This is a genomic window from Streptomyces sp. NPDC054841, assembly GCF_053611045.1.
Genome location: NZ_JBSGZO010000081.1, coordinates 1 through 24579, shown reverse-complemented (window position 1 = coordinate 24579; position 24579 = coordinate 1). Strand labels below are relative to the sequence as shown.

At 70.0% G+C, this 24579-nt stretch carries 20 protein-coding genes and 3 pseudogenes; 12 read left to right on the top strand and 11 right to left on the bottom strand.

What is annotated here, in order from left to right:
- Positions 1–43: 43 nt before the first annotated feature.
- The gene (locus ACWGI8_RS14305) at positions 44–247 is read right to left on the bottom strand and encodes a cold-shock protein (RefSeq protein WP_453660827.1); all 204 of its coding nucleotides are present in this window, start codon (positions 245–247) and stop codon (positions 44–46) included.
- A gap of 742 nt (positions 248–989) precedes the next feature.
- Here ACWGI8_RS14305 and ACWGI8_RS14300 point away from each other — a divergent pair.
- The 7 genes from ACWGI8_RS14300 (at position 990) to ACWGI8_RS14270 (ending at position 12107) form a co-directional block, all read left to right on the top strand.
- Complete coding sequence (locus ACWGI8_RS14300; RefSeq protein ID WP_453660825.1) at positions 990–2939, top strand: amino acid transporter; 1950 nt, start codon at positions 990–992, stop codon at positions 2937–2939.
- Positions 2940–3183: 244 nt separating this feature from the next.
- Positions 3184–3915 carry a 2OG-Fe(II) oxygenase gene (locus ACWGI8_RS14295; RefSeq protein ID WP_453660823.1) on the top strand — a complete coding sequence of 244 codons (732 nt, stop codon included), beginning with the start codon at positions 3184–3186 and terminating at the stop codon, positions 3913–3915.
- 266 nt (positions 3916–4181) lie between these two features.
- Positions 4182–5150, top strand: coding sequence for a cyclase family protein (locus ACWGI8_RS14290; protein WP_453660822.1), 969 nt, complete (start codon positions 4182–4184; stop codon positions 5148–5150).
- 177 nt (positions 5151–5327) lie between these two features.
- Positions 5328–8162: a SpoIIE family protein phosphatase gene (locus ACWGI8_RS14285; RefSeq protein ID WP_453660820.1), complete on the top strand. Its 2835-nt coding sequence runs from the start codon at positions 5328–5330 to the stop codon at positions 8160–8162.
- Positions 8163–8327: 165 nt separating this feature from the next.
- On the top strand, positions 8328–9878 hold the full coding sequence (locus ACWGI8_RS14280; RefSeq protein ID WP_453660819.1) for a sugar ABC transporter ATP-binding protein: 1551 nt from the start codon (positions 8328–8330) through the stop codon (positions 9876–9878).
- The gene (locus ACWGI8_RS14275) at positions 9875–10936 is read left to right on the top strand and encodes an ABC transporter permease (protein WP_453660817.1); all 1062 of its coding nucleotides are present in this window, start codon (positions 9875–9877) and stop codon (positions 10934–10936) included. Before ACWGI8_RS14280 ends, ACWGI8_RS14275 begins: the two co-directional genes overlap by 4 nt.
- A 34-nt stretch (positions 10937–10970) precedes the next feature.
- The gene (locus ACWGI8_RS14270; protein WP_453660815.1) at positions 10971–12107 is read left to right on the top strand and encodes a substrate-binding domain-containing protein; all 1137 of its coding nucleotides are present in this window, start codon (positions 10971–10973) and stop codon (positions 12105–12107) included.
- A gap of 50 nt (positions 12108–12157) precedes the next feature.
- On the opposite strand, the pseudogene pcaD reads toward ACWGI8_RS14270, so the two are convergent.
- From pcaD to ACWGI8_RS14240, 6 genes and pseudogenes are all read right to left on the bottom strand, one after another.
- Positions 12158–12910, bottom strand: a pseudogene (pcaD, locus tag ACWGI8_RS14265) (3-oxoadipate enol-lactonase); the annotation flags it as partial.
- Between the two features lie 18 nt (positions 12911–12928).
- Entirely contained in the window at positions 12929–14278 is a 1350-nt protein-coding gene (pcaB, locus tag ACWGI8_RS14260; protein ID WP_453660814.1) for a 3-carboxy-cis,cis-muconate cycloisomerase, read from the bottom strand.
- On the bottom strand, positions 14275–14862 hold the full coding sequence (gene pcaG / locus ACWGI8_RS14255) for a protocatechuate 3,4-dioxygenase subunit alpha (RefSeq protein WP_453660812.1): 588 nt from the start codon (positions 14860–14862) through the stop codon (positions 14275–14277). Before pcaG ends, pcaB begins: the two co-directional genes overlap by 4 nt.
- 1 nt (position 14863) lies before the next feature.
- Positions 14864–15637, bottom strand: coding sequence for a protocatechuate 3,4-dioxygenase subunit beta (gene pcaH / locus ACWGI8_RS14250; RefSeq protein WP_453660811.1), 774 nt, complete (start codon positions 15635–15637; stop codon positions 14864–14866).
- Positions 15638–15680: 43 nt separating this feature from the next.
- Positions 15681–16328 carry a CoA transferase subunit B gene (locus ACWGI8_RS14245; protein WP_453660809.1) on the bottom strand — a complete coding sequence of 216 codons (648 nt, stop codon included), beginning with the start codon at positions 16326–16328 and terminating at the stop codon, positions 15681–15683.
- The gene (locus ACWGI8_RS14240; protein WP_453660808.1) at positions 16328–17083 is read right to left on the bottom strand and encodes a CoA transferase subunit A; all 756 of its coding nucleotides are present in this window, start codon (positions 17081–17083) and stop codon (positions 16328–16330) included. Before ACWGI8_RS14240 ends, ACWGI8_RS14245 begins: the two co-directional genes overlap by 1 nt.
- A 129-nt stretch (positions 17084–17212) precedes the next feature.
- Between ACWGI8_RS14240 and ACWGI8_RS14235 the strand changes: the two genes are divergently transcribed.
- From ACWGI8_RS14235 to ACWGI8_RS14225, 3 genes are all read left to right on the top strand, one after another.
- Positions 17213–17701 carry a MarR family winged helix-turn-helix transcriptional regulator gene (locus ACWGI8_RS14235; RefSeq protein ID WP_453660806.1) on the top strand — a complete coding sequence of 163 codons (489 nt, stop codon included), beginning with the start codon at positions 17213–17215 and terminating at the stop codon, positions 17699–17701.
- A 145-nt stretch (positions 17702–17846) separates the two neighbouring features.
- Positions 17847–18854, top strand: a complete 1008-nt coding sequence (locus tag ACWGI8_RS14230; RefSeq protein WP_453660804.1) for an NADP-dependent oxidoreductase — start codon at positions 17847–17849, stop codon at positions 18852–18854.
- Entirely contained in the window at positions 18851–19618 is a 768-nt protein-coding gene (locus ACWGI8_RS14225; RefSeq protein ID WP_453660802.1) for an SDR family NAD(P)-dependent oxidoreductase, read from the top strand. Before ACWGI8_RS14230 ends, ACWGI8_RS14225 begins: the two co-directional genes overlap by 4 nt.
- A gap of 162 nt (positions 19619–19780) precedes the next feature.
- Here the strand turns inward: ACWGI8_RS14225 and ACWGI8_RS14220 are convergent, their stop codons facing one another.
- Genes ACWGI8_RS14220 through ACWGI8_RS14205 form a run of 4 tightly spaced genes read right to left on the bottom strand, consistent with a single transcriptional unit; the run spans position 19781 to position 23365 of the window.
- Positions 19781–20464, bottom strand: a complete 684-nt coding sequence (locus ACWGI8_RS14220) for an SDR family oxidoreductase (protein WP_453660801.1) — start codon at positions 20462–20464, stop codon at positions 19781–19783.
- A complete protein-coding gene (locus ACWGI8_RS14215) occupies positions 20461–21744 on the bottom strand; it encodes a cytochrome P450 family protein (RefSeq protein ID WP_453660799.1) in 1284 nt (427 codons plus the stop codon). The genes ACWGI8_RS14220 and ACWGI8_RS14215 overlap by 4 nt, the downstream gene beginning before the upstream one ends.
- On the bottom strand, positions 21741–22412 hold the full coding sequence (locus ACWGI8_RS14210; protein ID WP_453660798.1) for a hypothetical protein: 672 nt from the start codon (positions 22410–22412) through the stop codon (positions 21741–21743). Before ACWGI8_RS14210 ends, ACWGI8_RS14215 begins: the two co-directional genes overlap by 4 nt.
- On the bottom strand, positions 22412–23365 hold the full coding sequence (locus ACWGI8_RS14205; RefSeq protein WP_453660797.1) for a cytochrome P450: 954 nt from the start codon (positions 23363–23365) through the stop codon (positions 22412–22414). The genes ACWGI8_RS14210 and ACWGI8_RS14205 overlap by 1 nt, the downstream gene beginning before the upstream one ends.
- 646 nt (positions 23366–24011) lie before the next feature.
- Between ACWGI8_RS14205 and ACWGI8_RS14200 the strand changes: the two are divergent.
- Positions 24012–24457, top strand: a pseudogene (locus ACWGI8_RS14200) (SRPBCC domain-containing protein).
- A pseudogene (locus tag ACWGI8_RS14195) lies at positions 24454–24579 on the top strand (transcriptional regulator); the annotation flags it as partial. The pseudogenes ACWGI8_RS14200 and ACWGI8_RS14195, both read left to right, overlap by 4 nt.

The window sequence follows — 24579 nt, the reverse complement described above, 5'->3', positions numbered from 1 at the left end:
CGGCGATCAGCCGGTGGGACCGGGCACCGAGGACCGAGGCGCCCTACCGGCGGTGGACCTGCTCCGCCTGCGGGCCCTTGGGGCCCTGGGTCACGTCGTATTCGACCTTGTCTCCCTCCGCCAGCTCCTTGAAGCCGGTGGTCTGGATGGCGGAGAAGTGGACGAACACGTCCGGGCCACCGTCGTCCTGCTGGATGAAGCCGAAGCCCTTGTCGGCGTTGAACCACTTCACAGTGCCTGTTGCCATCAGTTCCGTTCCCTTTGCCATGCCACGGCGCGCGCCTTCGCCGCGCCGGCCACAGCCCCATCGCGACTGCGGCTCCTGCACCTTGCCACCCTGAGCCGGTTTCACGAACGGTCCTGTTTCCGTGTCGGCGAAATGCTCCGTCCAACTCGTCGGACGGAGCTTCGGGGAGGCGGCGTGCGCGAGGCCGGGGGACGCTGCTGTGCGGGGCGACCGCCCTGAAGCAGTTGTCGCGGAGGATCGACGGCGAGACTGCCCGGACCGTCTTCAAGATCTCCGGACTGGACGAGCGACAGCAGCAGCCGTGGGCGCAATTGCGCCATATGTACGAACCCTGAGGGAATCCTAACGAGTTCTTGATGCCCCTCGAGGCATCGGAGTGGTGCTGTTGACCAGGTGGGGCGACATACGCTCACGCGGTGTTGATCGCGACCGGGACGTCTCTGCGTTCCCCGAACTCGTCGGCCACCAGGCGATTAGGGTGCCCGACTTCTTCGGCATACCCGCGTATCCACGCATCGCCGGGCAGCCGTAAGACCTTGCCGTGTCAGGGCTGACCGGATCCGGGGGGACCTGAGAGCCCTCACGCACCCACCCTTCTGCTCTGCCTCGCACCGTTCCCGGGGACCCCACATCCGTGTCCCGGGGTGCGGGGCGACACCTGAGCCTGCGGGTTCTCATTGCATACGCTGATCAGGCCGTCTCCGTGATGGCCGAATTCGTTCGTTGTAGACCAGGAGCACAGATGACCACCCCCGTCCATGCCCGTACGAGCCGCATGCGTGCGTGGATGCTCGAGGGCCTGTCCGACATGGCCAGGCACCAGAAAGGCACGCAAGCCGAACCGGCGCCCGAGCACAAGGGGCAGCGGTGGTGGCGGGTGATGTGCCTGACCGGCGTCGACTACTTCTCCACGCTGGGCTATCAGCCGGGCATCGCCGCGCTCGCGGCGGGGCTGCTGTCGCCGGTGGCCACCATCGTGCTGGTGATCGTCACCCTGGCGGGCGCACTGCCGGTGTACCGGCGGGTGTCCGAAGAGAGCCCGCACGGTCAGGGCTCGATCGCGATGCTGGAGCGACTGCTGTCGTTCTGGAAGGGCAAGCTGTTCGTCCTGACCCTGCTCGGCTTCGCCGCCACCGACTTCCTCATCACCATCACCCTGTCGGCGGCGGACTCCTCCATCCACCTGGTGGAGAACCCGCACGTGCCCGGCTTCCTGCACGGTCAGCAGATGCTCGTCACACTGCTGCTGATCGCGCTGCTCGGGGCGGTCTTCCTCAAGGGCTTCCTGGAGGCGATCGGCGTCGCCGTCGCCCTCGTCGGGATCTACCTGGCCCTGAACGCGGTCGTCGTGGTCGTCGGCCTATGGCACATCGTCACCGCGGCGCATGTGGTCACCGACTGGTCCAGCGCCCTGACCGCCGAGCACGGAAACGTCGTGGCCATGGTCGGGGTGGCGCTGCTGGTCTTCCCCAAGCTGGCGCTGGGCCTGTCCGGCTTCGAGACCGGCGTGGCGGTCATGCCGCACGTGGAGGGCGAGCCCGGCGACACCGAGGAGAAGCCCGCTGGACGTATCCGGGGTACGAAGAAGCTGCTGACCACCGCTGCACTGATCATGAGCGTCTTCCTGATCACCACCAGCTTCATCACCACCCTGCTCATCCCGGCCAAAGAGTTCCAGCCGGGCGGCCAGGCCAACGGACGTGCCCTCGCCTACCTCGCCCACGAATACCTCGGAAACGTCTTCGGCACCGTCTACGACGTCGCCACCATCGCCATCCTCTGGTTCGCCGGCGCCTCCGCCATGGCCGGACTGCTCAATCTGATGCCCCAGTACCTTCCCCGGTACGGCATGGCCCCGCACTGGGCGCGCGCCGTCCGCCCCATGGTGATCGTCTTCATCCTGGTGGCGTTCCTGGTCACCTGGATCTTCGACGCCGACGTCGACGCCCAGGGCGGCGCCTACGCCACCGGCGTACTGGTCCTGATCTGCTCCGCGGCGATCGCGGTGACCATCGCCGCCCACCGCGCCGGGCAGCGCAACTGGACGATCGCCTTCGCCGTCATCTCGGCGGTCTTCCTCTACACCACGGTCCTCAACGTCATCGAACGGCCCGACGGCGTGAAGATCGGCGCATGCTTCATCGCCGGCATCATCATCCTGTCCCTGGCCTCTCGGCTCGCCCGCGCCTTCGAGCTGCGCGTCACGGGCGTGACGCTGGACGACATGGCCGAGCGATTCGTCCGCGACATCTCCCACCGCACCGCCCGCTTCATCGCCAACGAGCCCGGCGCGCGCGACGTCGCCGAGTACCGCGACAAGATCCGTCAGATCCGGGCCGACAACGACATCCCGCCCGAGGACGACCTCGTCTTCGTCGAGGTCACCGTCGGTGACCCCTCGGAGTTCGAGGCTCACCTGAGCGTACGCGGAGAGGTTCTGCACGACCGCTACCGCGTCCTGACCCTGGAGAGCTCCTCCATCCCCAACGCCCTGGCCGCACTGCTCCTGCACGTACGGGACGCCTCCGGCCAGCGCCCCCACATCTACTTCGAATGGTCCGAGGGCAACCCGTTCGCCAACTTCCTGCGCTTCTTCCTCTTCGGCCAGGGCGAGGTCGCCCCCGTCACCCGGGAAGTGCTGCGCGAGGCCGAACCCAACCGGGCGAACCGGCCCCGCGTCCACGTCGGCTGACGCGAGGAACGAGCGGTGCGGGCTGCGCCTTGCCGCGATCACGGCTCGACCAACGTCATGGTGGGCAACGGAGCACTGCTCCCAGGACCGTAAGGCGTCCATACCCCAGCGGAAATGCGGCGTCCGAATTCCGCCGGACATGACCCCCCGAGAGTCGCAGACTCGTACACGTAGTCAGAAACGGCAACTACGGCACCACCCTCACCCGAGCCCTGCGACATGCCCCGCCCGGGAGGGCAGCACCATGATCGACACCACCCACCCGCAGACCACGCTGACCGAGCGGGTCGACGCTGCCGACTGGGACGCGCTCACCGACGAGGTCAACAAGTACGGCAGCGCCCTGACCGGCCGGCTCCTCACTTCCGGCGAGTGCGCCGCGATCGCCGCCCTCTACGACGAGGACCACTGCTTCCGCACCACCATCGACATGGCCCGCCACCGCTTCGGCTCCGGCCAGTACCGCTACTTCACCCATGAACTGCCCGAAGCCGTAAGAGAGTTGAGGGAGGCGTTCTACCCGCGTCTGCTGCCCATCGCCCGCGACTGGGCCGCCAAGCCCGGCCGGCCCTCCCCCTGGCCTGACAGCCTTCAGGAGTGGCTGGCGCACTGCCATGAGGCCGGTCAGGCCAAGTCCGCGCAGATCCTGCTGCGCTACGGGGCCGGAGACTGGAACGCCCTGCACCGTGACGTTTTCGGCGAAGCCGTCTTCCCCCTCCAGGTCGTCATCGGCCTCGACGAGCCCGGAATCGACTACAGCGGCGGCGAGTTCCTCATGACCGAACAGCGCCCCCGCGCCCAGTCCCGCGGCTTCTCCACCACCCTCCTCCAGGGCCATGGACTGATCTTCACCACCCGCGACCGGCCCGTCGCCTCCAAGCGCGGCTGGTCGACCGGGCCCATGCGGCACGGCGTGAGCACCGTCCGCTCCGGCCGGCGCCACACCCTCGGCCTCGTCTTCCACGACGCCGGATGAGGTGCCGGCAAGGACGTCCTCGCGATCGTGGGGTCACGCAGCGGCTGTCCGGCGAGGAAGAGACTCGATGAGCGCCGCTCATTGCCCGGCCCCCGAGCAGGTGACCGACCATGGACGTATGGCAACCCCGGGCCCGCATCCTCGTCCGCGTGATGCGCGCAGGCAGGAGACCTGGGCAGGGGTGGCGTCCGGCACAGGGTGAGTACGCAGCGCCGCCCTGGCGCCCCGGGCGACAGCACCTACGATCCTTGGAGCGCTGAGTACGGATGAGCAGCAGCCCCTCCGACGGCCCCTATCCCCTGCCGGCCGGTCCCGGCAACGGTCCCGCCGTCTCCCGTCAGGAGTTCGACGCACTCTTCGATGCGGTCCGCACATGGGGCTGCTGGACTGCGGCCGACCGCGGCGCCTGGAACAGGGTGACGTCGGGCCATGTGCGGCGGGCCACCGCCCTGATCCGGTCCGGGACGGTCGTGCCGATGGGGCTGCCCTGGAACACCCGGCCCGGACCGGACAACAGCAGGCCCGCGCTGCATTACATGTCCGACCTCGGCGACGTGGAGGCGCCGGAGCCCTCCACCCACAAGGACTTCATCGCCGTGGATTACCACGGCAAGGGCGTGAGCCATCTCGACGCGCTGTCACACATCGCCTACCGGGGGCAGCTCTACGACGGCCGCGCGGCGCACGAGGTCGTCGATGCCGCTGGTGCCCGCTTCGGCGCGGTGCCGGCGCTCGGCCCCCTCGTCACCAAGGGCATACTCCTCGACCTGCCCGCCGTCCTCGGGACCTCATGGCTGGAACCCGGGCACGCAGTGCACGCGCAGGACATCATCGCCGCCGAGAAGGCACTCGATGTGACGATCGGGGACGGCGATGCGGTGCTGCTGCGCTCCGGCCGCTTCCGTCGCCGCCGGGAAATCGGCCCCTGGAACGCTGACGCGGCGAGTGCGGGCCTGCACGTGGACGCCATGCCGCTGCTGGCCGAGCGTGCCATTGCTCTGCTCGGAGGCGACGGGGACAGCGATGTACGCCCCTCGCCGGTCGAAGGCCTGCACTCTCCGGTCCACGCGCTCGCCATCACCGCCATGGGGGTGCCGCTGCTGGACAATCTCGACCTCGAGGCACTTTCCGCCGGTTGCGCCGAGGAAGGGCGTTACGAGTTCATGCTCGTCGTGTCGCCGCTGGACGTGCCCGGCGGGACAGGCTCGCCCGTCAACCCGGTCGCGATCCTGTGATGGCCGGCCGTCGCCGTCGCCCCGAGCCGGCCGCCGATCATGGTGGAGGCCGGCCAGACCTTTCCCGTCAGCAACCAGCGCATCACAGTATGCATTCCTCTATTCGTCCAAAAGGGGAGGAATATACTCAAATGGAGGCTGGGAGATCGCCGAGTTTCTGTGAGGGAAGTGATGCAGATGGGGGTCGTGGGAGACCGCATCGGCCCCGTACGTCCCCGCGAACGGTTTCTGCATGGCGAGTCGGTCGAGGGGGGCGTGAGAAGTCCGATCCTGAGTTCGTGGCAGCGCTGCCGGCTGCTGGGACTCTCACCGGACCAGACCGAGCTCCCCTTCCGGCAGGATTTCGATCCGGACAGTGAGCTCGTGCGCGCGGCCGGGCCCGTGCTGGACCGGCTGAAAGCCATGTTCGCGGGCAGCCAGATGAACATCTGTCTCGCCGATGGACACGGGACGGTGCTTGAACGCCGTTTCGGGGAAGCGTCCTTGGTGCGGCGGCTCGCCCCGATCCAGAGCATCCCCGGCTTCGTGTTCGCCGAGCAGTTCGCCGGGACCAACGGTGTCGGTCTCGCACTCGCGGAAAGGGAGCTGTGCCAGGTCTCCGGCGCCGAACACTTCGCCGAGCGCTCTCAGTCAAACGCCTGTACTGCAATCCCCGTTCGCGACCAGCTCAGCGGGCGTATCGAGGGCGTCCTCTGCTTCGGCTATCCCCTCACCGACGCGGACCCGGCACTGGTCACCGTGATACGCAACGCCGCCGAAGCCATCGAACGGCGGCTGATGGAGCAGAGTTCGGCGCGAGAGCGTGGCCTGCTGCGGGCGTATCTCGACGCCAGACGCCGCGCGTGGACCAGCGAGGCAACCGGGGACGGGCACCTGATCGGAATGAACGAACTGCTTCAGATGGGGCTGGACCAGCGCGATCAGACGACGCTCAAGGAGAAGGCCACGGAGCTGATCTCCTCGTCCCAGCGGGCTGCCGTCGAAGTGTCCCTGTCCCGCGACCGGCGGATCACCCTCCTGAGCCATCCGGTGACGAGCCCCTCCGGGGTGGAGGGCGTCGTCATCGAGGCGGTCCTCCCCAGCACCCCCAGCCTCCCCGGCGACACGCCGCACCCCCGCATCGCCGTCCCGGCTCACGCCGGCCGGCCACTCGGCCTCGTCCCGCAGGATGCCGCCACCACCGCCGGCCCGTCGTCCGGGCACTTCCCCGGAGCCGCGGCCGGCCGGGCCGCCACGACGGTCCGCGCGTCCGTCCCACCAGGCACGGACGACGCCGCCAACGGCCTGGCCAGGGGGCTGGTGCTGGTGGGCGAGCCGGAGGTGGGGAAGTACGCCGTTGCGGCCCGGCGCCGCCTGGAGCTGCTGGCCGAGGCCAGCGCCCGTATCGGCACCACCCTGGACGTGAGCCGCACCGCCCGGGAACTCGCCGAGATGGCGGTCCCGCGCCTGGCCGACTACGTCACCATCGACGTGCCCGAGGCCGTACTGCGCGGCGAGGAGTCGGCCGACCCCAGCACCGACCTGCACCGTACGGTGGTCCACGGCATCCGCGAGGACTGCCCCTTCTACCCGGCCGGCGAGCGGGTGCAGCTGCACCCGGCCACGCCCCATCTACGGTGCCTGGCCAGCGGGCAGGCCGTGCTGGAACCCGATCTGAAGTCCGCCGCCGGCTGGATCGCCCAAGAACCCGAACACGCCGAGCAGATCCTCGCGCACGGCGTCCACTCCCTCATCTCCGTCCCCCTCCTCGCGCGGGGCGTCCTCCTGGGCATCGCGAGCTTCTACCGCTCGCAGGATCCCGCCCCCTTCGGGGACGACGATCGCTCGCTGGCCCAGGAACTCGCCGCCCGCGCCGCCCTCTGCATCGACAACGCCCGCCGCTACACCCGCGAACACACCCTGGCCCTGGCACTTCAGCGCAGTCTGCTCCCGCGCGGCCTTCCCGAGCAGGACGCCGTCGAGGTCGCCCACGGTTATCTGCCCGCCGAATCCGGAGTGGGCGGCGACTGGTTCGACGTCATCCCCCTTTCCGGCACCCGCGTCGCCCTCCTCGTCGGCGATGTCGTGGGCCATGGACTGCACGCCGCCGCCACCATGGGCCGGCTGCGCACCGCCGCACGCAACTTCGCCGAACTGGAACTCGCCCCCGACGAACTCCTCACCCACCTGGACAATCTCGTGCTGCGTCTGGACCGGGAGGAGGGCGACGACAGCCCTGCCTTCGGCAGCCCCGGCATCGTCGGCGCCACGTGCCTGTACGCCGTCTACGACCCCACCACGGGGCAGTGCACCATGGCTCGCGCCGGCCACCCTCCGCCCGCGCTGGTCCACCCCGACGGCACCGTGACCTTCCCGGACCTGCCCGCCGGACCGCCTCTCGGCCTGGGCGGCCTCCCCTTCGAAACGGCCGAGATCCACCTCCCCGAACACAGCCGGCTGGTCCTCTACACCGACGGACTCGTCGCCGACCGCGATCGCGACATCGACGTGGCACTCGACCAGCTGCGCCGCGCGCTGGCCCACCCGGACCGAACGCCCGAGGACACCTGCCAGGCGGTTCTCGACGCCGTGGCACCCGACCACCCTGCCGACGACATCGCGCTGCTCGTCGCCGGCACCCACACCCTGCCCGCCGACCGGATCGCCACCTGGGACCTGCCCGCCGACCCGGCCCTCGTCTCCGACATCCGTGCCGCCGCCGTCCAACAGCTGAGCCAGTGGGGGCTGGACGAGTCCGCTTTCGCCACGGAGCTGCTGCTCAGCGAGCTGGTCACGAACGCCGTCCGCTACGGAACCGGGCCCATCCAGGTGCGCCTCATCCACGACCGCACCCTGATCTGCGAGGTCCACGACACCAGTAGCACCGCCCCGCGCCTGCGCCATGCGGCCACCACCGACGAAGGCGGCCGTGGCCTGTTCCTCGTCGCGCAGCTCGCCCAGGCCTGGGGCACCCGCTACACGACCGACGGCAAGGTCATCTGGGCCGAGTGTGCCCTGGATGCGGCGGCGTGACCCGCACCCGGCACAGCTGGGAGGTGCGCGGGGAGGCCGCCTTCCCGGGCAGCTCGCCCATTGGAGTCAAAGGCACCACCGATATGCCGGAAATACTGCAACAGCTCCCAGTAGCATCCTCCATGCAGTCGGGAAGAACCTGGAGGCCGACCCCCGGAGAAGTCCGTGCATGACGCTCCCGACACCGCGATGAGCCCACCCTCTCGCTTCGGTGGAGGACCGCTCGTCCGCATACGCGGTCTCAGCAAGCGGTTCGGCGGCACCCTCGCGCTCGCCGGGGTCGACCTCGACATCCACGGCGGCAGTGTCCTCGCCCTGCTCGGTCCCAACGGCGCCGGGAAGTCCACCCTCATCAAGGTGCTCGCCGGGGTCCACCACGCCGACGAGGGCGAGGTGACGGTGGCCGGGCATCCGCTCGGCTCGGACGCCGCCGCCCGGAAGATGTCGTTCATTCACCAGGATCTCGGCCTCGTCGAGTGGATGACGGTCGCCGAGAACATCGCCCTGGGCACCGGCTATCCGCGCCGCTGCGGACTGGTCTCCTGGCGGCAGACCCGAGAGCGCTGCGCCGAGGCCCTGCGGATCGTCGCCGGTCACCTGGACGCCGAGGCCCCGATCGCAGGCCTCGCCCCCGCGGAGCGCTCGCTGGTCGCCATCGCCCGCGCCTTGGCGACGCGGGCGGAGCTCTTCGTCCTCGACGAACCGACCGCCACCCTCCCCGCCGCGGACTGCGCCCGGCTCTTCGACGTCCTGCACACCCTGCGCGACCGAGGGCACGGCGTCCTCTACGTCACCCATCGGCTCGACGAGGTGTACAAGGTCGCCGACACGTTCGCCGTGCTGCGCGACGGCCACCTCGTCAGCCAAGGTCCGCTCGCCGGCCGCAGTCCCGCACGTCTGGTGCATGACATCGTGGGCCGCGAACTGGCCGGCCACCGGCCCGCCACCACCCCTGCCGGCGGCCCGCCCGTCCTGAGCCTCGACGGCGTCCGCACCCGATACGCCGGACCGGTCAGCCTGGAACTGCGTGCCGGCGAGATCGTCGGCATGGTGGGCCTGACCGGCGCCGGCCACATGGACCTCGGCCGCGCCCTCGCCGGCGCCCGGCCGGTCCTCGGCGGGCGGGCGTTGCTCGACGGCCGCCCGTACCACCCGCGTACGGTCGCCGCCGCTCTCGACTCCGGGGTCGGCTTCGTGGCCGGCAACCGTCAGGAGGAGGGCTGCGCGGCAGAACTGACCGTACGGGAGAACTTCCTGGCCAACCCCCGGGCAGTCGGTGTGCCGGCGTGGCACTGGACCGGTCCCCGGCGCGAGCGGGCCGAGGCCACCGCCCTGATCGACCGGTTCTCGGTGCACCCCCGTGACTGTGAGGTCCCGATCGCCACCCTTTCGGGCGGCAACCAGCAGAAGATCATGGTCGGCCGGTGGCTCCGGGTGAGCCTGCGCCTGCTGGTCCTCGAAGAGCCGACCGCCAGCGTGGACGTCGGCGCCAAGGCCGCGATCCATCGTCTGCTCGACGAGGCGCTGGCCGCCGGCCTGGCGGTACTGCTCATCTCCACCGATTTCGAGGAGGTCACCACCGTGTGCCACCGCGCCCTGGTGTTCGCCCGTGGGAGCGTGCGGGCCGAGCTGACCGGTGATGCCCTCACGGTCGGCGAACTGACCCGCACCGCCTCGGCCATGCCCGCCATCACCGGAACCGCGACGAACCGGTGACCCCCTCCACCTCGCCCCGAGCCCTGCTGGGCTTCCTGCGCGGGCACCTCATCGGCACCTACGGCCTCCTGGCCCTGGCCGCCCTGCTCTTCCTGATCTTCTCCATCACCCTGCCGGACACCTTTCCCACACGGGACAACGTCTCCTCGATCCTCTCCAACCAATCGATCCCCGCCATCCTCGCGCTCGGCGCGACGATCCCCATCGTCACCGGCAAGTTCGACCTGTCCATCGGCTACGGCCTCGGCCTCGCGCACGTGATGGTGATGCAGCTCATCGTCAACGAAGGCTGGCCCTGGCCGCTCGCCTGCCTCGCAGTGATCCTCGGCGGCGCGGTGGTCGGCGCTCTCAACGGTGTCATCGTCGAGTTCGCGCAGATCGACTCCTTCATCGCCACTCTCGGCACCGGCAGCATGATGTACGCCGTCAGCGGCTGGATCACCGACGGAACCCGGATCGTCCCGGGCCCGCAGGGCCTGCCGCCCGCCTTCACCGGCATCTACGACTCCAGGTTCCTCGGCCTGCCGGTACCCGCCTTCTACGTCCTCGGTATCGTCGTCGCCCTCTGGCTGGTGCTGGAGCGGCTGCCGCTCGGCCGGTACCTCTATGTCATCGGCTCCAACCCCCGCGCCGCCGGCATCCTCGGCATCCGCACCCACAAGTACTCCGTCTACGCCTTCGCCGGTGCGGGCCTGGTCGTCGGCTTCGCCGGGGTCCTCCTCGCCGCCCAGCAGCAGACCGGAAACCCGAGTGTCGGCCTGGACTACCTGCTGCCCGCCTTCGTCGGCGCCCTGCTCGGCTCCACCACGGTCAAGCCCGGCCGCGCCAACGCCTGGGGCACCGTCGTGGCCGTCGCCGTCCTCGCCGTCGGCCTCGCCGGCATCGGCCAGCTCGGCGCCCAGTTCTGGGCCACCCCGCTGTTCAACGGCGCCACCCTGCTCATCGCCGTCGGCCTGGCCGGCTACTCCGCCCGCCGCCGGCTGCGCACCGGCCCCACCGCGACCCGCCAGTCGCTCGCAGGGACGCCGGCCGCACCGACGAAGGACGGCACCCCCTAGGACACTTCGTAACGCGCACCGCGTCAGGAGCACCGTGTACCCGAACCGAAGGACCGCACTCACCACCGCATCCCTGCTGGTACTTGCCGCCACCGTCGTCGTCGGTTGCGGGCGCGGCCCGTCGACGGGCACCGGGCCGTCGAAGGCCGGTTGCCCCGCCGTACTCGCGAAGGCCAGGGCGGCCGTGCAGCAGGCCGAGAACACCAACGCCTCCTGGAACGGCCCCACCAGTGGCCCCGCGGCGGTTCCCGGCAAGAGCATCGTCTACGTCGCGCAGACCATGACCAACCCTGGCGTCGCCGGCGTCGCGAAGGGCGTCAAGGAAGCCGCGAAGGTCACAGGCTGGAACGTCCGGGTGATCGACGGAGAGGGCACTCCCGCCGGCATCCAGGCAGCGCTCAGCCAGGCCGTCACCCTCAAGCCCTCGGGCATCGCCATCGGCGGCTTCGACCCCAATCTGACGTCGCAGCAGGTGGCGCGGGCTCAGGCGGCGCACATCCCGCTCGTCGGCTGGCACGCGGTCCGTTCCCCCGGCCCGAGCGACAACCCCAGGCTGTTCACCAACATCACCACCAACGTGGCGGACGTGGCGAAGATCAGCGCGGACTGGGTCATCGCCCGGTCCAACGGCGATGCCGGAGTCGTCGTCTTCACCGACGACTCGATCCCGTTCGCCAAGAACAAGGCCGAACTGATCAAGCAGGGGCTCGCCACCTGCCCGGGCGTGAACCTGTTGGCGTCCGAGAACATCCCGATTCCGGACGCGAGCCACCGCACTCCCCAGGAGGTCTCCTCCCTCCTCTCCCGCTTCCAGGACAGGTGGACGTACTCGGTCGCCATCAACGACCTCTACTTCGCCGATGCCGCCCCGGCCCTCCGCGCTGCCGGAAAACCGGGCTCCGGCCCTCCCTTCAACATCGGCGCGGGCGACGGCGATCCCTCCGCCTTCCAGCGCATCAACAGCGAGCAGTTCCAGGCCGCCACCGTCCCCGAACCGCTGTCCCAGCAGGGCTGGCAGATCGTCGACGAGTTCAACCGTTCCTTCGCCGGCCAGGCCGCCAGTGGCTACGTCGCCCCCGTCCACATCTCCACGGCCGACAACACCGGCGGAGCCACGTCCTGGAATCCGTCGGGTTACCGCGAGGCCTACCGGAAGATCTGGCGCACCTGACGACGTCGTGCAGGAACCTATGTGCGTACCGCCGTTCCCAGGCCAGGGCCCGGCGCCGAGAAGTGTTCGCGCAGCGCGGCCAGCACGGCCCCGGGCCGCTCCACGGGTGCGAGGTGCGAGGCGTCCGCCAGCTCGGTGAGGGCCGCGTCCGGCACGGCGTCGGCGATCTCCCGGGCGTGCGCGGGCGGTGTGGCGGGATCCTGCCGGCCTGCGACGACCAGCGTGGGCGCGGTGATCGACGGCAGTGCGTCACGCAGGTCCAGGGCAGCCAGCACATCGCAGCAGGCCGCGTACGCCTCCGGGTCGGTCCGGCGCAGATCGTCGACGAGCCCCGACTCGGTGAAGCCGGGGGTGAACCATCGGGCCGGCGCGGTATCGGCGATCGCGCCCGTGCCCGACTCGCGTACCAGAGCGGCCCGTTCACGCCAGGGTCCGGCCGGGCCGAAGTGCGCGGAGGAGCAGATGACGGCGAGCCGGTCGATCCGCTCCGGATGGTACGCGGCCAGCCACAGGCCGACCGCGCCGCCGAGCGACACCCCGGCGTAGTGGAAGCGGTCCAGGCCGAGCGAGTCGGCCAGGTCCAGGACCAGCGCGCCGAGTCGGTCGACGGTGGCGCCTGGGCCGATCAGACCGGCGGACGTTCCGCCGTGCCCCGGCAGGTCCCATCGGACGGTACGGAACGCCGGACTCAGCTCGGGCGCGATCGCGTCCCACAGGGCGGTCGAGGTGCCCAGGGACGGGGCGAGGAGCAGGGCGGGCCCGGTGGCCGGGCCTTCTGAGTGGTGGTGCAGCATTTCTGTCATGGCCTGTGCCTTCGTGGCTCAGCGCCGTCTCAAAGCGCGGTCGGTGAGTGCCCCGGCGGCGCCGGTGTAGTGAGCGGGGTCCGTGAGGGCGGACAGGTCGAGATCGTTCAGTGCGGGCTCCGAGTCGCGTATCCCGCCCAGGACGTCGGCCAGTTCCGCGCCTGTCGTACGGGAGGTGAGCGCCGCATCCGCCAGCAACTGCCGGGCGCGGGCGCGGCCCAGCCGGGCGGCGGCGACGGCGGTCAGCCGCTCCGAGACGATCAGCCCTTCGGTCAGGTGCAGGTGCTCGCGCATCCGCGCGGGGTGCACCCGCAGGCCCGTTACGAGTTCCGCCGCGTCCCGGGCCGCTCCCCCGACCAGCCGCAGCAGATCGCGCAGGGGCTCCCACTCCGCGTGCCATGCTCCGGCGGGCCGCTCGTCCTCGGCCGCGACGGATCCGTACAGTACGGCGGCCTGCGCGGGCGCCCTGCGTGCGGCGGCCACGATGAGCGCGGCCCGCACCGGATTCGCTTTGTGCGGCATGGCGGACGAGCCCCCGCCGCTGCCCTCGCTCAGCTCGCCGATCTCGGTACGGGAGAGTACGAGAACGTCGGAGGCGACCTTTCCGAGCGCACCCGCCGTGAAGGCGAGCGCACCGGACAGGTCGGCGACGGGGGTGCGGAGGGTGTGCCAGGGCAGTGCCGGTTCGGCGAGAGCGAGTTCCCGGGCGTACGCGGCGACCAGCCGCACACCGGTGCCGGCCGCCTGGGCGTACGCGTCGAAGGCCGCCAATGTGCCTGCCGCACCGCCGAGTTGGGCGGGAAGCGACGCGCGTACGGCGGTGAGGCGATCGCGGGCGTCGAGTACCAGCGCGCGCCAGCCCGCCGCCTTCAGCCCGAACGTGGTCGGGACGGCGTGCTGGGTGAGGGTGCGGCCCGGCATGGGGGTGTCACGGTGCTCGGCGGCGAGGCGGGCCAGGGCGTGGTCCGTACGGTCCAGGTCGTCGAGGACCAGCGCCAGCGTCCCGGAGGCGACCAGCATCGCCGCGGTGTCGAGGATGTCCTGGCTGGTGGCCCCGCGATGAACGTACGGCGCATGCTCCTCGGGCACCGCCGCCGTGAGATCGGCGACCAGTGGGATGACCGGGTTGCCGCCACGACGTGCGCGCAGCGCCAGGTCGCGCAGGTCGAAGTGCTCGGCGTGGGCGGCCCCGGTCACGGCGACGGCCGCCTGCGCAGGAGCCAGGCCGAGCGCGGCCTGGGCGCGGGTGAGTGCGGCCTCGGCATCCAGCATCGCCTGCAGAAAGGCGGCGTCGGAGGTGGCCGCCTCGGCGGGCGAGCCCGCCCGCCCGGGGGCGAGCAGGCCGGCGTCGAGATCGTCGTGCGTCATGTGAACTCCAGGAACACGGTTTCCGCCTCACCCTGCAGCCGGATGTCGAAACGGTAGGTGCCGCGCGGTTCGGCAACCGCCACCAGCGTCGCGCGCCGCTCGGGCGTCAGCGAGGCCAGGAGCGGGTCGGCGGCCAACGCCTCGGCCGGCTCCGGCAGATGGACCCGGGTGAAGAGGTGGTGGGTGAGACCGCGGGCGAAGACGCAGACGCCGATGTACGGGGCGTTGCGGCCGCGGGCGCCGGGTCGGAGGGTGCGCACCGCCCAGTGGCCGTCCGCGTCGGTCGGTACGCGGCCGAAGCCGGTGAAGTCGACGCCGTTGCGGCCGAGGAAGCCACCGGTCACCGGGTCGCGGCGCAACGATCCTCCGACGCACGGCAGTTCACCGTCAGGGCCGGGACCCCAGAACTCCAGGAGCGCGTCCGGGACGGGGGCGCCGTCCCCGTCCGACACACGGCCGTGGACGGTGATCGTGTCGGGGTGGCCGACGGGGGCTATCTCCGCGCCGCCGGGGAACGGCAGGGCGTACCCGTAGAAGGGCCCCACGGTGTGGGAGGGAGTGGGAAGCACGGGAGGAGTCGTCATGTCAGCGGCCTTCCTCGGCCCAGGTGGCGGCGGGACCGTCGAGCACGATGTCCCAGCGGTAACCGAGGGACTGTTCCGGCTTCGACAGGTCGTGGTCGTACGCGGCGACCAGCCGCTGCCGTGCGGCCTCGTCGGTGACGGACTGCAGGATGGGGTCGTACGCGAAGAGCGGGTCGCCCGGGAAGTACATCTGTGTGATCAGCCGCTGGGTGAAGGCGGTTCCGAAGAGCGAGAAGTGGATGTGCGCGGGTCGCCAGGCGTTGGTGTGGTTGCGCCACGGGTAGGCGCCGGGCTTGATCGTGGTGAAGGTGTAGCTGCCGTCGTCGCCGGTCAGCGTCCGGCCCGCACCGGTGAAGTTGGGGTCGAGCGGCGCGGGATGCTGGTCGCGCTGATGGGCGTACCGCCCGGAGGCGTTGGCCTGCCAGACCTCTATCAGCTGGCCCCGCACCGGCCGTCCGTCACGGTCGAGGAGCCTGCCGCTGACGGTGATGCGCTCGCCGAGCGGCTCACCCCGGTGGCGGCGGGTGAGGTCGTTGTCGAGCTCGGTGATGTCGGTTTCGCCGAAGGCGGGCGAGGCCAGCTCGACGGCCTCAGGGTCCTGCCGCAGTCCTATGGAGACCAGCGGCTGCTTCGGGTGGCGCAGCACGCTGGAGCGGTACGGGGCGTAGTCCCGCGCCGGATGATGTGCGGGCGGGGCGCCTTCGGCGGCGGACTTCTCGTACGCCTCGCGCTGCTGCGCCATCTCGCGGTCGATGTCGGTCTGAGTCAGTGCCATGCGTCGGTGAACTCCCTGGTCCTGGGGCCTGATCCAGCCGGGCTCATGAGCGGATGCCTTGAGGAACGGTCAGTTTCGCGGCCGTCTGCGCCACGATCTCGTCGGCCGGTACGTCCGGTGCGCACTCGACCAGCACCAGGCCCTGAGCGGTGACGTCCAGGACACCGAGGTCGGTGATGATCCGGTCGACGCAACCGCGGCCGGTGAGCGGCAGGTCGCACTCCTCGACGATCTTCGGGCTGCCGTCCTTGGCCGTGTGGGTCATCGTCACGATGACCCGGCGAGCCCCGTGCACCAGGTCCATGGCGCCGCCGATGCCGGTGACCAGCTTGCCGGGGACGGCCCAGTTGGCCAGGTCGCCGGAGGCGGACACCTGCATGGCGCCGAGCACGGCGACATCGATGTGGCCGCCGCGGATCATCCCGAAGGACAGCGCCGAGTCGAAGAAGGAGGCACCCGGGAGGACGGTGACGGTCTCCTTGCCCGCGTTGATCAGGTCGGGGTCGACCTCGTCCTCGTAAGGGAAGGGACCGGTGCCGAGAATGCCGTTCTCGGATTCGAGGATGACGTGGACGCCCTCGGGGAGGTGGCCCGGGATCAGCGTCGGCAGTCCGATGCCCAGGTTGACGTACTCCCCGTCGCGCAGTTCCCGGGCCGCGCGGGCGGCCATCTCGTCCCGTGTCCAGCCCATCAGCCGCGCACCGTCCTCTGCTCGATCTTCTTGTCGGCGGCCTGCACGGGCGTGAGGGCGACGATCCGCTGGACGAAGATGCCCGGCAGGTGGACCTGGTCCGGGTCGATCTCGCCGGGCTCGACCAGCTCCTCGACCTCGGCGATGGTGATCCTGCCCGCCATGGCTGCCAGGGGGTTGAAGTTCCGGGCGGACTTGGCGAAGACGAGATTGCCGTGCCGGTCGCCCTTCGCGGCCCGTACGAGCGCGAAGTCGGTGCGTATCCCCCGCTCGAGGATGTACTCCTCGCCGTCGAACTCCCGCACCTCCTTGGGCGGCGAGGACAGCGCGACCCCGCCCTGGCCGTCGTAGCGCCAGGGCAGTCCGCCCTCGGCGACCTGGGTCCCGACGCCGGCCGGGGTGTAGAAGGCCGGGATGCCGCAGCCGCCCGCGCGCAGCCGCTCGGCGAGCGTGCCCTGCGGGATCAGTTCGACCTCCAGCTCGCCGGCGAGGTACTGGCGGGCGAACTCCTTGTTGGCGCCGATGTAGGACCCCGTCACGCGGGCGATCCGGCCCGCGGCGAGCAGGACGGCCAGACCTGAGTCCATCGCGCCGCAGTTGTTCGACACGACGCGGAGGCCGCCGGCCCCGGTCGCGAACACCGCCTGGATCAGCACGTTCGGCACTCCGCTGAGACCGAAACCTCCGACCGCGAGCGCCGAGCCGTCGCGCACACCGGCCACGGCCTCCGCGGCCGTGGACACCACTTTGTCCATCCGTCCACTCCTCTTTTGGAATCAGATACTCAGTACACTGACTATCTGCTTCTCAGTCGGGAGCGTGGCATCATGGCGATCCAGGGTCAAGGCCCTCAGTACAAGGAGGATCTCCGGAGAGGACGAACCGTGCCCGCGCTCGACCTCAGCACGCACCCCGGCCATCTGGCCCGGCGCCTGCAGCAGTCGCACACCCTGCTGTGGAACACGATCGTCTCGGAGGAGGTCACCTCCCCGCAGTTCGCCGTTCTCAACACCCTGATCGGCGAGGACGGCCTGGACCAGCGCACCGTGGGCGAGCGGGTCGGTCTCGACCGGTCCACCATCGCCGAGGTGATCCGCCGCCTGGTCGGCCGCGGTCTGGTCGACAAGGTCCGCGACGCGAAGGACGGCCGCCGGTCCGTGCTGCGCGCCACCGAGGAGGGTGAGCGGGTGCACCGCAAGCTGTCCGGGCGGACGGCCCGCATGAACCAGATCTTCCTCGCACCGCTGGACCCTCAGGAGCAGTCCACGTTCCTGGAGTTGCTGCAGCGGGTCTCCGACGCGGCCGAGTCACTGCGCAACCCTGCCGTACAGGCAGAGGCGTACCGGGCACCGGGCGGCCGCAGCACATCCTGAGCCCGTTGGCCGGACCGGGCCGCACCGGCCTGCGCACACCCCTCCCCGGTTTCCTCGTGCGACCGCATCCGCGATGTGACCCAGCCCACACAGAGCCATGCCGACTGGTCGGTATGCTTCCGGGAACTCAGCAACTGGAGGCTCGATGTCTGCGATCAATCGCCAGATCCGTCTGGCAGCCCGCCCCTTGGGTGAGGTAACAGCAGATGACTGGGAGCACGCGTCAGCGCCTGTCGCCGAACCGGGAGACGGCTGCTTCGCCGGGCGGACGCGCTTCATCTCACTCGATCCCGCAATGCGCGGATGGCTCGACGACCGCCCCTCCTACCTGCCACCCGTGGGCATCGGCGAGGTCATGCGCGCGGGATCGGTGATCGAGGTGACGACATCCAACCATCCCGCGTTTCAGCCCGGCGACCATGTCGTCGGCACGTTCGGCGTTCAGGAGCACGTCGTCTCCGACGGCAAGGGCGCCGTGAAGGTCGACCCGTCACTCGCCCCGCTCCCGACCTTCCTTGGTGCACTGGGCATGCCGGGCATGACGGCCTACTTCGGCCTGCTCGACGTCGGCGCCCTCAAAGAGGGTGACACCGTCGTGGTCTCCGGCGCCGCCGGTGCGGTCGGCACCTTGGTGGGGCAGATCGCCAAGGTGAAGGGCTGCCGTGTGGTGGGCATCGCCGGCGGCCCGGAGAAGTGCGCCCTGCTGACCGACGAACTCGGCTTCGACGCGGCGATCGACTACCGCTCCGGCGATCTGAAGCGCGCGCTGCGTGACCGGACGCCCGACGGCATCGACGTCTACTTCGACAATGTCGGAGGCGAGATTCTGGACCTGGCTCTCACCCGGCTCGCGATGCACGCACGCGTCGTGATCTGCGGTGCGATCAGCCAGTACAACAACGCGACACCGGTCCAGGGCCCGTCCAACTATCTGTCGCTGCTCGTACGGCGGGCGCGGATGGAGGGCTTCGTGGTCTTCGACTACGCCAAGCGCTTCACGCAGGCCACGCAGGACATCGCCGGCTGGATCGGCGACGGCCGGATCAAGGTCAAGGAGCACGTGGTGAAGGGCACGGTGGACGACTTCCCGGAGACGCTGCAGATGCTCTTCCGCGGTGAGAACGTCGGCAAGCTCGTTCTGGAGCTGGCGTGAGCACCGTACGGCCGCCGCTTCAGGGCAAGGTCGCGATCGTCACCGGTGGCGCGAGCGGCCTGGGGCGTGCCACCGCGCTGGCGCTGGCGCAGGCCGGTGCCGAGGTCGTCGTCGCGGACCTCGACGCGGCGGGAGGCCGGGAAGTGGCAGAGCTCGTCGGCGGCACCTTCCACGCCTGCGACGTCTCCGACCTGGAGGCCAACCGAGCGCTGGTGGACCATGTGGTGGAGCACTGCGGCGGTGTCGACATCGCCTTCCTCAACGCGGGCGTGACGACGGGCTGCGGCGTCGGCGACGACTTCGACGTGGCGCGCTACCACCGGGCGATGGGCGCCAACCTCGACGGAGTGGTCTTCGGTGTGCACGCGGTCCTGCCCGCTCTGCGGGCCCGCGGCGGCGGGGCGATCGTGGCGACCTCCTCACTGGCCGGTCTGGCCGCGGCTCCCCTCGACCCGGTCTACGCGGCCAACAAGCACGCGGTGGTGGGTCTCGCACGCTCGCTGGGGCCGGCTCTGGCGGAGGAGGGAATCCGCGTGAACGCGATCTGTCCGGGGTTCGCCGAGTCGCGGATCATCGACCCGCTGCGCGACATGCTCTCCGAGGAGGGGATGCCCGTGATCCCGGCGGAAGTGGTGGCGGACGCGATGGTGCGGATCGTCACCGGCGACGGCGCCGGAGAGTGCTGGTTCGTGCAGGCGGGCCGCGAGCCGGAGCCCTTCCGGTTCCGGAACGTGCCCCGGGCGCTGCCGGTTTCGGCGATCTGAAGAGTGTGCCGGCGCGCGCCCGGCCGGATGGGCGATGGACTCCGTCACGGCCGGTGCGCGGGAGCGCGATCGGCACCGGCCTGCGCCGCCTGCCGCACGAGACCGGCTTTCTGCAGCGGCGCGACGGCTCGGTGCGGCGTTCGGCCGGCCGAGGGGCGGTGCTCAATCGATGACGGCATTGGTCACGGTCGCGTCCGCCGGCGCCCGTACCGCGTTCAGCACGACGGCCGCCACCGACTCCGGCCGCAGGAACTGATCCGGGCAGTACGCGTGGCCCGCCCGTTCGGCTGCCTTGCGCTGCAGCTCGGTGTCGGTCGGGCCCGGGTGGATCGAGGTCACCCGGACTCCGTTGGCTTTCTCTTCAGCCTGCAGGGCGTCCGCGAACGCTCGCAACGCGTACTTGCTGGCGGTGTAGGGACCGCGGTTCGACTTGATCCGGAGTCCGGATCCCGCATTGATCAGGACCACATGTCCTCGGCCGTGGCGGAGGGACGGCAGGAGCAGCCGAGTGAGTTCGGCGGCCGAGAAGAGGTTGACCGCGAAGATTCGCTGCCACACGTCCAGTGAGGCATCGGCGATCGCACCGGGCTCGGCGACGGCGGCATTGTGCACGAGCACGTCGAGGCGATCGATGCCGGCGGTGGCCCGGGCGAGTCCGTCGGGGTGTGCCAGATCCGCCACCCAGGGACGGGCGCTGCCCGGCAGGTTGTGGGCGAGCGTCTCGAGTGACCGGACGTCGCGGCCGCCGAGGAGCACATCGTGTGTGGGCGCGAGTGCGCGGGCGATGGCCTCCCCGATGCCCCGGGAAGCTCCGGTCACGAGTGCACGCGGTCGTGTGGTTGTCATGACGCAGTACCTCGCAGAACGGGCCGGAAGGTGACCGGCAGGCTTGTCAGTCCACGCATGAACCGGCTGTGTCCCCAGGTCAGTTCGGAGGGATCGACAGCGAGCGCCAGCTCGTCGCAGCGCTCCAGGAGGGCGCGCAGCGCGATCGTGCCTTCCGCTTTGCCGAGCGGCGCGCCCAGGCAGTGGTGGATCCCGTGTCCGAACGCGAGGTGCCCTCGGCTGTCACGGAGGATGTCGAACCGGTCGGGGTCGGCGAAGCGGTCCGGATCCCGGTTGCCGGCGCCGTAGGACAGCAGTACGGCTTCCCCGCCCCCGGGCACGGTGACCTCTCCGATCTGCATGTCGCAGGTCGTGAACCGCAGTACGGGCGCCATTTTGATGGGGCCGTTGTAGCGCAGGATCTCCTCGATCGCCTGCCCCATGAGGTACGGCTTGCTGCGGAGCAGCTCCAACTGCTCGGGGTGTTCCAGCATCGCCAGCACTCCGCTGCCGATGAGATTCGCGGTCGTCTCGAAACCGGCCACCAGGAGGAGGAAGGACATGCTGATCACCTCGTCCTCCTCGTGATCGGCCTCCAGAAGCCGCCCCAGCAGGTCGTCGGAATTGGCGCGGGAATCCTTCTTCGCCTTCAGCAGCCCGGTGAGGTAATCCCGCATCTCGGAGGCGGCCCCCGGCATACGGCTCTGGTCGCCCTCGCTCATCTCCACATAGACGCCGGCCAGCCGCGCAAAGGTGTCGCGCCCCTCGGCAGGCACGCCCAGTACTTCCGAAATCACCGTGAGCGGCAGACGCTTCGCGAAGTCGGTGATGACATCGAAGCGTCCCAGCGGAAGGAATGGGGAAATGAGTTCGTCGGTGATCTCCTGGATGCGTGGACGCAGTGCGTCGATACGGCCCGGTGTGAACTCACCCGCCACCAGCGCACGTAGTCTGGTGTGGTCCGGGGGATCGCAGCGGAGCATGTTGCGTGTGACGGTGTAGGTTTCGCCGGCGAATACCCACGGAACGGACTGAACGGCTCTGTTGCAGCGGCGCGGATCGCTGCTCAACCGTGGATCTCTGCTCAGTGTGCGGATGTCCTCATGGCGCGTGACGAGCCATACGGGAGCGCCTGCGAACACCACGCGTCGTACGGGCTCTTCGGCCCGCAGCTGCGCCAGCAGCCCGTACGGCGCTTCGACGTAGCGTTTCTGTTCCATGAGATCGCTGACACCGCCGGCAGCTGCCTGGTCGGGTGGCATGCGGCAAGAGGCGGCGTTGTCGGCCTGTTCGGCAGTCACGGGTCCTCCCTGTACCGCGGAGTCGCTTGTGTCCTTCGGACTCGTGCATGAGCAGGCAGCGCCAGGCGCACCGGCAACGCGTCGCAATGGGGGTTCGACGGGTCGGCCGTACATGGAGTCCATGCGCCCCATGACTGGTAGATGCTGCGGTTCCGGCGCTCCAGGTAGCAAATGAGATTGACCGGCCACCCGGTACTGGCGAAGACGTACTTGTCCATCCGCGTCGGCTGTTCGCTCAGCGGCGACCCGCTGCCACCTGGTGAGTCGATGTTGTGCCAGTCGGGGTGAAGGTGTATCGACCCGAGAATGTCCAGTCCGTCCAGTTCGGCGTCCCGCATGATACGGAGCAGGTCGATGGAATCGCACCAGTATCCACGGTGGGGGTTCTCGTAGGCCGTTCCGAAGCAGGGAATGATGGATTCCGAGAATTCCCCCAGGGCCGCTCTGTCGGTGGCCCGGACGTTCCGGCCGAATTCGACGCGCTCGACGCGGGCGCTGTCGCCACGCATGCAGCCCACCAGCACGCCGAAGCACGAGTAGGGGAAGCCGGGCCTGATCTCTTCATAGATGCGAAGCGCGGCGTCGAGGAAGGTGGAGCAGGGGGCGCTTTCCAGGAAGACGTACACGTTGTCCGCGCGTTCATCGGGACCGCTGCCGTTCATCACCATCAGCGCTCCGCTCGTACGACAGGAACGGAGGTGAATCCGCGCAGCCGCCCGGAGCGCTGAACCGGTGGCTGCGCAGGCGCGAGATCCGGAAGGCGCTGCCGCAGCCGCCGCAGCACCATCGACATCTCCAGGTACACCAGTTCGGCGCCAAGACAGTAATGGGCACCTCCGCCGAAGCTCAGGTGACGTGTCCCGTCGCGCCCCGGCCGGAATTCATCCGGCCGGGAGAACACGCCGGGATCCCGGTTGGCGGCACCCAGCACCGGCCAGACCTGCGCCCCCGCAGGTATCGGCACACCGCTGAGGACCACAGCCTTCGCGGGGATCCGGGGGGCGGGGGTGAACTGTACGGGCGCGTCGTAGCGGAGCACCTCGTCGACGAACATCCGGGCTCCGGCAGGGCCGTCCAGGAAGACCGCCCTCGCGGGGTGGCGCATCATCAGGACGATCCCCGTCTCGATCCCCGCAGCGATCTGCGGGTACCCGGCGACCATGAGTCCCGTGACGATGCTGACCAGTTCGTCATGAGGCAGGGCCTCGGGACAGTCGGTGTGGGCACGGACGAGTTCGGACATCAGATCATCGCCAGGCGTACGGCGCCGGCGGACCACTTCCGCCTGGAGGTAGTCGGTGAGCTGCCGCATCGCCGCGGCGCCACCGCGGTCCTGTCCGGGCAACGGCCCGGAGGTGGGGAAGATGTCGGCGACGAGCGCCGACACGAGGTCCCGATCACCCTGCGGCAATCCCAGCAAGTGCATGATCGTGTCGCGGGGAATGGTCTCGGCGAGTGCGGTCATGTCGGCGACGCCGTTGCGCAGGGTCTCCACCACAGGCTCGATCGCCTGGTCGCAGAGCCTGCTGAACCACGGCTGCTGACACCGCACATGCTCGACGAATCGCCGGGCCACCGCGGTACGCATTCTGGTGTGCCGGGGTGGGTTCTGTGAGCTCATGACACGCGCCAGAACGGGCGCCGGATGATGCCGTGTCCCACCGGAAGCCCTGCGAGCGCCCGGCGCGAGAAAACACTCGCGTTCGGTCAGGACACGCTGACAGTCCACGTATCGGGTCAGCAGGTAGGAGCCGGTCCGGCACCGGTGGACCGGCGCCGTCTCACGCAGCCGTTCATAGACGGGATACGGGTCGCTCGCGTGAACGTCTGCAAGGACGTCGGTGGAGCCGATGGTTCCCATGGCATCACCCCTCGCCATGATGATGATGGTGGTGGTGGCCCGGCCAGTCCCGTGTCCGTGGGACGGAGGCCCTCTTCCGGGGTGCAGCGGAGATCTCTTTTCAGCCCACCACCATTGACCGCTCCAATCGGGTGACGTGCTACTCGGGCCCCGGCCGGATTACTCCGAACGGGTGAGTCGCTCCCCATTCGCCGTGAACGGGCACCGACAGCCGTACACCCATGGGCCACCTGCAGCAGAAACAGGCTGAGCCTGCAATCCGACCGCCACCGCGGCGCCGCCGCCGAGGACGCCATACGGCCCGGTCGAAGCGTCGCTCCCGGAGCGCAACCCTTGGGTTGCACCTGACGGAGTCGATGTGCAACCCTGGAGTTGCATCTAAAGGCGGCGATGAAGGAGTCCCCTCATGAGCGAGGACCGGATCGAACGCGAAACCCTGATCGCGGCACCCTGGAGCGGGTCTGGTCGCTCGTGGCCCAGCCCGGTTTCTGGGTGGCCGACAAGGCGAGCCTGCCCGGCACGATGGCCGAAGAAGGCGAGTCGATGGTGGCGAAGAACGCCGAGCACGGCGACTTCCCGGTGCGTGTGGAGAAGGTCCAGCCGCCGACGTACCTGGCGTACCGCTGGACCAGCGCGTTTCCCGGAGAAGAGCTGCGCGAGGACAACAGCACTCTCGTGGAGTTCACCTTGACCCCGGAAGGCGACCGGACGCGGCTGCGCGTCGTCGAGAGCGGGTTCGCGGCGCTGGCCGGGTCCGAGGAGCTGCGCAGTCAGAACCTGAAGGACCACAGCAAGGGCTGGCCCCTGGAGCTCGACGCGCTCAAGGAGCGCGCCGAACAGCCCGCCACGTGACGGACGACCGCATAGGCGCCGCCGAGGGGGTCGACAGCGTACTCGTGGCGCTGGCCGACCCGACGCGACGCCGGCTGCTCGAGCTGCTCGCCGCACACGGCGAGGCCACGGCGACGACACTC